1 protein-coding gene is annotated in these 2,654 nt (G+C 73.5%); it reads right to left on the bottom strand.

Features of this window, described 5'->3' with window-relative positions; genetic code table 11:
- Positions 1-2,654: acyltransferase domain-containing protein (locus ACZ3ZD_RS35880; RefSeq protein WP_467407236.1), on the bottom strand; the 2,654-nt coding region annotated here is incomplete at both ends.

Genomic DNA, 2,654 nt, shown 5'->3' with positions numbered 1-2,654 from the left:
GCCGCACACCATGACGCACCACCAAATGCCGCGCGACCAACGCACCCAACACACCCGTACCGCCAGTGACCAGCACAGAACCCGCCGTATCGAAAAACCCGCCCCCACCCCCCGACACGGCCACACGAACCAGCCTCGGAACGAACAAGCAGCCACCCCGAACCGCCACCTGCGACTCCCCAGTCGCCAACACAGCCGACAGCAGCGACTCGACACCCCAACCGACCGAAGCGCCCACGCCCGCGCCCGCGTCCGACTCCGTGTCCGCGTCCAGCAGGACGATCCGGTCCGGGTTCTCCGCCTGCGCCACCCGGACCAGGCCCCAGACAGCCGCGGCGGCCGGATCGGTCACGGTCTGCTCACCGAGGGCGGGTACGGCGCCCCGGGTGACGACGACCAGTTGGGCAGCCTCCAGGCCCGGGCGGCCGAGCCACGCCTGGACGATCTCCAGCACCCGTCCCGTCATGGCCAGCGCCGCCGCGTCGTCCGCAGCCTCGGAGCGGACGGCTTCCAGCACGACCACCGGGGGTACGCCCGATCCGTCGGTCAGTGCGGCGACGTGCGCGGGCTCGGTGATCGGGACCCAGGCGGGCGGCAGGTCCGTGCCCGGCTCCGTCGTTCCGGACAGCTGCGTCCAATCGACGCGGAACAGGGAGTGCCGGCTGTCGTCGGCGGCCGAGCCGAGCTGGTCGGCGGCCACGGTCCGGGAGACCAGCGACCGCAGCGTGAGCACCGGCGCGCCGGTCTCGTCCGCCGCCTCCAGGGACAGCGCGTCGGGAGCGGAGCGGGTCAGGCGTACGCGGAGTGCGGTGGCGCCGGCCGCGTGCAGGTGGAGCCCGTTCCAGCCGAACGGGAGGTGGACGCCGGTGCCGTCGTCGGTGCGGTTCTCGCCCTCGGGGTCGGCGAGCGCCACATCCAGCATCGCGGGGTGCAGGGCGGCGTCGAGGAGAGCCGGGTGGATGCCGAACCGTGCGGCGCCGGCCCGCTGGTCCTCGGGCAGCGCGACCTCGGCGAAGAGGTCGTCGCCGCGCCGCCACAGGGCTCGTACGCCCTGGAAGACCGGCCCGTAGCCGTAACCGGCCTCGGCGAGCAGCTCGTAGCCGCCGGAGACGTCCACCTGCCGGGCACCGGTGGGCGGCCACACGGCGAGATCGGTGAGCGGCGCGGCCGGGTCGGCCGGCGCCACTGCGGTCAGGGTGCCGGTGGCGTGCCGGGTCCATGCGTCGACGCCCACGTCACCGCGGGCGTCCTCGGGCGCCGAGTAAACGGCGACCGTCCGGGACCCCGTCTCCGCCGGGCCGCCGACGGCCACCTGGAGACGCACCCCGCCCTGCTCCGGCAGCACCAGCGGCGCCTCGATGACCAGTTCGTCGAGGACCCCGCAGCCCACTTCGTCACCGGCCCGCACGGCCAGCTCCACCAGCCCGGTACCGGGGACGAGCACCGCCCCGCCGACCGCGTGGTCCGCCAGCCAGGGGTGCGTGCGCAGGGACAGCCGGGAGGTGCACAACACCCCGCCGGTCTCGGGCACGTCGACCACGGCACCGAGCAGGGGGTGATCGGCGCCGGCCTGCCCGAGAGCGGCCGCGTCCGCCGCGGGGGCGGGCTTCAGCCAGTAGTGGCGGTGGTCGAAGGCGTACGTCGGCAGGACCACCCGCACGGCGTCGGCACCGGCGGGCAGGACGCCGGTCCAGTCCAGTTCCACACCCTTGACGAAGACCTCCGCCATCGACGTCAACAGCCGTCGCATGCCGCCCTCTTCACGGCGCAGAGAGCCGGTGACGACGGCCTCCGTCCCCGTCTCGTCCACGATCTCGCTGACCGGCTGGACCAGGACCGGGTGGGCGCTGGACTCGACGAACACCGAGTGGCCCTCGGCAAGGAGCGCGGCGATGGCCGGGCCGAAGCGGACCTGGCTGCGCAGATTGCGGTACCAGTAGCCGCCGTCCAACGCGCCTGCCTCACGCACCCACTCACCGGTGACCGTGGAGAAGAACGGCACCATGGGGGCATTGCTGCGGATGTCGGCGAAGGCTTCGGACAGTGCGTCCTCGATCGCCTCGACATGGCGGGTGTGGGAGGCGTAGTCCACCGCGACCCGCCGCACCCGCACCCCGTCGCCCTCCAGTGCGGCGAGGGCCTCGTCCAGCGCTTCGGCGTCACCGGCGATCACCACGGAAGAGGGACCGTTGAGGGCGGCGACCTCAACACGCCCGCCCCAGGCGGCGATACGCTCCGCAGCATCCGTCTCGGGGAGCGCCACGGAGGCCATACCACCCCGGCCCGCCAACCGCCCGGCGATCACCTGACTGCGCACCGCGACGATCCGCGCCGCATCCTCCAACGACAGCGCACCGGCCACACACGCGGCGGCGATCTCACCCTGCGAATGGCCGACCACCGCGTCCGGTACGACCCCGACCGACGCCCATACGGCGGCCAGGCCCACCATCACCGCGAAGCTCGCCGGCTGCACCACGTCCACCCGCGCCAGCAGATCGACGTCACCGCGAAGGACAGCCTCCAAGTCCCAGTCCACCCAGGGCTCCAGGGCCCGAGCACACTCCGCGATCCGCTCCGCGAACACCGGCGAGGTCTCCAGCAGCTCCCGGCCCATCCCCAGCCACTGCGACCCCTGCCCCGGGAACACCAAC

This window comes from Streptomyces sp. NPDC023481, from assembly GCF_055560195.1.
The sequence above is the reverse complement of the archived record's forward strand: the minus strand, read 5'-3'. Positions and strand labels throughout refer to the sequence as shown.